At 64.3% G+C, this 6,048-nt stretch carries 8 protein-coding genes; 4 read left to right on the forward strand and 4 right to left on the reverse strand.

The window, feature by feature from the left end:
- Nucleotides 1–27 precede the first annotated feature (27 nt).
- Together VFZ09_RS14420 and VFZ09_RS14425 are read left to right on the forward strand one after the other, a co-directional pair.
- A complete protein-coding gene (locus VFZ09_RS14420; RefSeq protein WP_329728140.1) occupies nucleotides 28–1,095 on the forward strand; it encodes a hypothetical protein in 1,068 nt (355 codons plus the stop codon).
- A gap of 535 nt (nucleotides 1,096–1,630) precedes the next feature.
- Nucleotides 1,631–1,918, forward strand: coding sequence for a hypothetical protein (locus VFZ09_RS14425; protein WP_329728141.1), 288 nt, complete (start codon nucleotides 1,631–1,633; stop codon nucleotides 1,916–1,918).
- A gap of 28 nt (nucleotides 1,919–1,946) precedes the next feature.
- Here the strand turns inward: VFZ09_RS14425 and VFZ09_RS14430 are convergent, their stop codons facing one another.
- The 3 genes from VFZ09_RS14430 to VFZ09_RS14440 form a co-directional block, all read right to left on the reverse strand.
- Nucleotides 1,947–2,846, reverse strand: coding sequence for an SEC-C metal-binding domain-containing protein (locus tag VFZ09_RS14430; protein WP_329728142.1), 900 nt, complete (start codon nucleotides 2,844–2,846; stop codon nucleotides 1,947–1,949).
- 170 nt (nucleotides 2,847–3,016) lie between these two features.
- Entirely contained in the window at nucleotides 3,017–3,493 is a 477-nt protein-coding gene (locus VFZ09_RS14435; RefSeq protein ID WP_329728143.1) for an SMI1/KNR4 family protein, read from the reverse strand.
- Nucleotides 3,494–3,495: 2 nt separating this feature from the next.
- Entirely contained in the window at nucleotides 3,496–4,044 is a 549-nt protein-coding gene (locus tag VFZ09_RS14440; protein ID WP_329728144.1) for a hypothetical protein, read from the reverse strand.
- A 337-nt stretch (nucleotides 4,045–4,381) separates the two neighbouring features.
- On the opposite strand from VFZ09_RS14440, the gene VFZ09_RS14445 reads away from it, so the two are divergent.
- Nucleotides 4,382–4,825, forward strand: coding sequence for a hypothetical protein (locus VFZ09_RS14445; RefSeq protein WP_329728145.1), 444 nt, complete (start codon nucleotides 4,382–4,384; stop codon nucleotides 4,823–4,825).
- Between the two features lie 676 nt (nucleotides 4,826–5,501).
- A complete protein-coding gene (locus VFZ09_RS14450) occupies nucleotides 5,502–5,663 on the forward strand; it encodes a hypothetical protein (protein WP_329728146.1) in 162 nt (53 codons plus the stop codon).
- A gap of 183 nt (nucleotides 5,664–5,846) precedes the next feature.
- Here VFZ09_RS14450 and VFZ09_RS14455 read toward each other — a convergent pair.
- Nucleotides 5,847–6,048: hypothetical protein (locus tag VFZ09_RS14455; RefSeq protein ID WP_329728147.1), on the reverse strand; the 202-nt coding region annotated here is incomplete at its 5' end.

Consider the following 6,048-nt stretch of genomic DNA (forward strand, 5'->3'; position numbering starts at 1 on the left):
ACCCTCAGACGAAGCACAGAGGCCGTCATGAGCATTTCGAGCGTTGGCCGTTCGGGGACTGCTGTCCCTACCCGCCCCACGGAGTCTCCGACCCCCAAGGTCGTCACACCCGAGCCGCAAGCGAAGCCGCACGAGGTGGGCTTCTCCGGAGAGAGCCGGTTCGAGGTGGCGGATGCCCGGGCGGGCGGCGCCGAGAAGAAGACCCCGCTGGAGCAGGCCGCGGAGTTGAGCAGCACCGTCAACACCTGGGGCGGAGCCGCCGGCTCCCTGCTGTACGGCCTGGACAAGAAGCTCAACATCGGCGCCAAGCTGCAGAACACCCAGCAGGGCGTGAACACGGCGCTCAACAACCGCGCCCACCTCGCCGTCGGCCGTGAGTTGGTGGAGCGCGGGTACGACAAGACCATCCAGCAGACCAAGAACCTGCTCAACAACCCCGCGGTCAAGAAGGACCCGCAGCTGATGGGCCGGCTGCAGAAGCAGCTGCAGATCGCCACGCAAAGCAAGGCCAAGGCGCTGAAGCCTTTCGACACCTCGCTGCGGCGGATGGACGACTTCCTGGCCGCCAACAAGTCCAAGCTGGCCAACCTGTCCAAGCAGTCCAAGGCGCTGGGCGTGATTGGCGACTCGCTGACGGCGGCCGGCGCGGCCACCAACGGCTTCAGCGTGGCGGCCAACAGCCCGGCCCAGACGCAGGCGGGGAAGATCGTGGATGGGGTGCTGGCGGGCGTCACCAACTACCTGTTCGGCAAGGGGCCGGGCCTGGCGGGCATTGGCGCGGTGGACGCCGTGACGGGCCAGCACATCTCCAACGCGCTCAACGGCGTCGTCGGCACGGCGGTGACCCTGGCGGAGGCCGGCATCACGGGCGATACCAAGGGCCTGGAGGAGCTGGCCCGCAAGTCCCAGAGCGGCGACTACGGCATCTTCCTGCAGGCGGGCAATGCGGCGGGCAACGCCATCACCACGCTGGGAGACCCCAACTCCCGCGAGCGCTTCGTGGAGGATGCGGCGTCGGGCAAGTACGGCGTCGTCGGCCAGTTCGGCAACGCGCTGGGCGAGGGCCTGGGCCGCATCTTCTTCGGCGGCGACTGAGCCTGGTTCACAGCTCCATCGAGATGAAAAACAAGAGCCCAGCAACCCCTAAGGGTTTCCATGGCGAGGAGTACGGGACTTGAACCCGTGGACGAGGGGTGTCCTAAACCCGCGACGGCACACGCCTTTCGAGGAATCGCGAGTAAATTCGGGCACTTCAAATCCACGGGCCAGTCCCCGGCGGTCCCACCTGTCCCCCGGAGTCCCCTCCAGCCTTGGAGACATTCTGGAGACGGGGCCAATGTCGCTGTGGGTCCCTGAACCCTGGGCTGGCGCAGGTCGCTGTAACCCCCAAGCGCTCTGCTGCGGGAAGTTCTGCCCCTTATGATGAGCACCCCTGCTCGGCGGTTCGCCACGGGAGGGCTGCGTCTTGAAGGACGCGCTCGCCTGCTACCCGCTCGATACCGCCTGCCCAAGCCGCCTGCGCCACACTACTGCCCCCGCCCCACAAGCACCCTCCTGTTTCTTCCTGTGCGTGTCGTCCGCGCGGAGTAGTCTTCAGCGTCCTGGAAGGACGCGGTCATGGAGGGCACGAATGCGAATCATCGAGGTGAGGCCGAACGTTAATCCGCTCGTGAAAGGTCGTTTTCGCGAGGTGGGGCAACCAGACGCAGTTCGGGCCGTGCTGACACTCTACCCAAGCCGGGTACAACAACCGTTCACGACCGCCCTGATGGATGCCGCCTCGAAGGATCCCGCGCTGCTCCGGCGCGTCCAGAGCCTCCCCAGCGACACTGAAATCTGCATCTTCATCGACAGCATTGAGGAAACTCAGGACGGTGCGGAGGTCCACTTCACGGCCTACCCTGGGGAGCACCGATAGACCCAAGATGTGAACGCGGATCCTGCCATTAGGCGTCGGTACCACCCCCTGCGATGGCCTGCCGGTAGAACTCCAGCGGAGAAAGGCCGCCGAACGAAGGACGTTTAAGGCCCTCAAGTGGAGCATCCAAGAGCCCGATGCCATCGGGCTGGTAGACTCGCAGGATCGAACCGCACTTGATCTCGACCGGCTTTAGCCGCGCCCAGAAGTCCTGAAGCTTGGGATGGATCATCGCGTGGTCGCTCGGACGCTCGTGCGGGAGGGGATGGACGAGATCGAGATGTGGTCTGACGAACCGCGCGCTTGCGAACTCTTGAAGTACTGCGCCCGCCGGGACGTGCCGACCCCCTCCATCGCTCCAGCGCTGGTGCGCCGCCGTGAAGTCGATGACGACGAACGGGGGCGCAACGACCCAAGCGTGCCCGGCGTAGCCGCCTGTGAAGTCGCGGTCTTTGTTGCGGCTCCAGAAGTACTGCGCCTCTATGCCTAGGGACGCATCGAACTCGGTCTTCGTCGAGCCCCGCACTACGAAGGACCAAATTCCCTCCGCGTCAAGCATCCGCGAGATCGCGGAGGAGGTATTAACACACTGGCCCAGCAATTCCTCCGGGGTGCAGCGCCCCTCGATGGCCGCTTGGAGCCGGGAGACGATGCGCCGCGTGCGCTCATCTTCCTCGGGCGTCCGCGCACGAGTCAGGACGTGCCACGCGTATTCCTCAGCAACTCCTGGGTCCCTCTGTTCAAGAGCGAGGAACTCCGGCGCATCGTAACAGCCCGGCTTTATTCCAGGCTGGTTCAGAAAGCGCCGAGCCTCCGCCCGCACGTCCAGCGGCACGCTAGGCGGAGCGGCGGCAATGTCCCCATGGCACTTCTTCCTCTTCTTGCCGCTCCCGCAGTGACATGGGTCATTCTCTCCGATCTTCGCCATGACGCATCCTCTGGGGCCGTTTTGATTAGACGTTTTGGCTTTGCGCTGTTTCTGATTGAGCCCAGCCTGCCATTTCTCGGGTGCAGTGGCCATGTTCTTCCGAGCGAAGGAGAAGGAGGAGAAGAGGCTGGGGCCAATGCCGCCCAAGGCGGAGTCCCGAGCGCGTTGAATCACTTCTTCTCCAACCAGTACACGGGGCGTCGAGAACGGATCGCCGCCTCCAAGAACTTCGAGAAAGAGTTGGCGACTGGCCCGCAGTATTCCGGGTTCGGCCACGCCTCATGGTAGCCGTCCATGAGGGGGTAGCGGCCATTCTCCTGGCGGCTCACGTCTACCAGGACGTAATCCCCGTCCTGTACGTCACAGAGGGTGTACATCGACGCGGGACCCCATTTGTCGTCATCCTCACCGTAGATGGCCACCCGTGCCCGGACGATCTTGGACAGAGGAAGGATGCGGTAGGGGGTGTCCGGCAACCGTTCAATCAGCTCCGCCCCGTTGCAGTGCAGGTAGAAGGCCCGGAGGTCCGGGTCCAGCCTCCAGCCCACCCGCTGCTCGAACTCCGCGATCTTTTCGGGCGTAGCGGGTGGATACGGGAAGTGGTCGCGGGAGACCTCTTCGAGCAGGCTGCTCATGGGCGTGGTCATCGTCAGTTGTCCGTGTAGGGCAGGTCAGGTCCCACGGTATTCCAGGGCGGCTGGCCGTCGTAGCACGCGGGATACGCCCTGTTGTACAGGTCGTGAACGCCCGGCTGCGCGGGGAAGACGTTGTTGGGCTCCACCGGGTTGCCGCCGTGCCAGAGGTCCCGGATGTGGTGCCCCGGCCATGACACGCCATCCACCGATGGCCATTCCCCGAACCGTTCACTCCAGCTCTTTCGGTAGGACTTCATCGCGTTCTTCCACTCCTGGCGCGCAACCTCGTTCTCCGCCTTCGTCCGCGTGGGGAACTTGCAGCAGCAGTGGTAGATGCCGTAGCGGCTACCGGCCTCAACGTCCACGGGCAAGAGGACGAGGCGTCCCTTCCAGTCGAACTTGAGATCGGCCAGCCATATGCAGCCCATGAGCGGGTAGCCCTCACCGGCACACTCCCTCTGGCACTGGTTCAAGAATTCCCGGCGACACTGCCAAGGGCCATAGAAGAGGGTCGTCTTCATCTGCCCGCCCGGCACCACCAGCCACGGCAGTTCCTTCTTCACGGCGGGCTTGGCACCGGGTGATGGCGTGGGTCTGGTCCCGAGGGAACCGCTCGCTTCGTTGATGGATCCGCACCCCGCGAGGAGCATTAGCAGTACCGCCGTCCAGCCCAGCTTCATCGGACTCCCCGTGGTGATGGCCCCCCCTAATGTTAGCTGGGCCGAGGAAGTACTCGATGGGGCTGACAACTCCCGGCGCTCACCGCTCTCGGCGGCGCCATTCGTCGGGATCATCAAGAGCGTCCGCGCTTCGGCATAAGAACCTTGGCGGGCATTCCCGCTGACGTCCTGGCTGGTCGGCCAGTGCGTCTTCATCCAATCCACCCGAGGAGGAATCCAGATGGAAAACATCAGCCTCTCCGCTGAGCTGGGGGAAATTCGTTACGCCATCGAGGGCGCCCACTGGATCGCGGACAGCGTCGCCATGGGCGCGGTGCCCGACCCGGAGCGGACACACAGTGCACCCGTCATCATCAGCGCCATCCTTCTGCTGGTGGAGAACAGGCTGCATCAGCTCGGCCGTGTGCTCCGGGGCGAGGAGAACCCGGCGCACCTGTTGACGTCGCACAACGTCACCGGCGGGGAGTACGCGGACAGGGAAGACGTGGTTCTGCGGCCCTGGGACTGGAGCGGAGCGTCGAAGCCGTCTCCATCCGAGACGAAGGAGACCGCGCAACCCCGTCCAGTAGCGGGAACGGAGCCAACCCGTCCGTTGGAGGAAAGCTCTCCCGTCCAGCCCGGCACGCCGGGGGAGCAACCACCACCTACCGGGGAGCAGGGCTGACGGTCTGCTGCCCGTGTCGTGCCTGTAGTTCCAGGGGAAGGGAGGTGAAAACGATGATGGGCGCCATGAAGAAGCTGGCCACCTCACCACTCACTCGCCGGGTAGCAATGGCCATCCTGCTCGGGCTGGCCGAGCACCTGCGGGAAGTGATGCGCCAGGGGCGGTGAAGAAGCCCGAGAAGATAGGCACCGTCCAAGCTGCACCAGCACCCACCGGGGTGTTCCCGGTCTCGTCCGGGTGGTGTGGCGGGGGCCGGGTTGTCGGGCACCAGCTCCGGTGCAACTCCACCGCCGGAAGTCCCCGGTCACTTCTCCCGGTAGTCCTCGAGATTTTTAAGTGTCAGGGACGCCCGTACCCCTCGTTGCGCGAGGAAGTGGTGGGTGAGCACTGGGTACCGTCATGGAAAGGGCCGATACACGTGCTGAGAGAAGACGCAACATCGTTATTGCCCTGGGGGCGGGCGATAAGCACCTCGACGGCTCCCCCTCGCGGATCTATGCGAGTGCAACACCGACGTGTCGTCGGTGCATTGCCTCCGTAGAGGGAGAGAAAGAAGAACGTAATGGCTACTGTGACGTTGTTCATCGACCCGAAGCCTGGAAGCGTGGCTGATTTCCAGCGCATCGGCCGAAAGTTCAAATTCACCCGCGTCCCATCCGAGGGGGAGTTCGTCGACATGGGGCAAGACAAGAATGGCAGCGCCCTCGATTACGAGGTCGTTCTTGTCCACCATACACCGCTCAAACCCGGTGGCATTGACGCGGAGGTCTACATGAAGCGCGTGGAGCTGCCGCAGGAGATCAAGCAGCGGAGTCCGAGGAGTAAGCGCAAGAAGTAAGCTGGGATTCACCTGGGTGGGAGTTCGGGCCAGGAGGAGCCCCGCCCAGGTAAGCCCCAAAAATTCGAGTTGCCCCCATGCCCGGGGGGGTCCTCGATGAAAACCGGGGCCTTGCGGATTGGACCCGAGACAAGGGAACCACTGTCCCCCTGGGGTGGGGGGGTTCACCCGATCTCGATAGCCCTAGCACCGAACGTCCGATGGGGCCGTCGAGGGAGCACTTGACGGTTCCGCGCTTTCTGGAAGCGGGGCGTCGAGCGAGTAGAGGACGAGGCGGTCGTTCATCCAGGGGATGCGCACCTTCTTGGCGTTGAGGTGCTCGACCTTCTGCTCCCACCAGGAGCGAAACCACCGAGGGTGGAGGACGACGAACAAGGCCCGGTCG

It is taken from the genome of Archangium sp. (genome assembly GCF_036277355.1).
GTDB lineage: Bacteria > Myxococcota > Myxococcia > Myxococcales > Myxococcaceae > Archangium.